General features: G+C 65.5%; 1 pseudogene. It reads right to left on the minus strand.

The annotated features are described in order from the left end of the window. Positions 1-438: pseudogene (locus ACWTU8_RS32780) on the minus strand (virulence factor family protein); the annotation flags it as partial.

Raw genomic sequence — 438 nt, forward strand, 5'->3', positions numbered from 1 at the left:
GGTCGGTAGATCATTTGACGACGCATCGCTCGCGGCGATCGACGCCACGGCGTCAACCGCCGCGTCAAGGCGGTCAGACACGCTGTCGACAACAATCGCCCTTGCCCGCATCACATTGTCGGACGATTGCGTGGAAATATCCGCAAGCGGGTCGGCCGAAACCAGTGTTGCAGGGGAATGCAATTGCGCGTCGAGGGCATAGTCGAAGCCGCCCGCCGGATCCGGCGTCGGTGTTGCGCCACCCGGGCATGTTGGCAGTGGCGTAACCAGGTTGCGCGCTGGTTCGAGCGCGACTGCGCCGGCCAGTGTCGCCGCCGGTGCATCGGCCAACGCCGCATAAGCGAGCGTGCCTCCTTCGCCGATACCCGCCACGACCGGATGAAAATAGCTGCTGCCGCCGACGGCACGGATGGCCGCCTTGGACAGCGCCTCCAGATC

It is taken from the genome of Mesorhizobium sp. BHbdii (genome assembly GCF_053848045.1).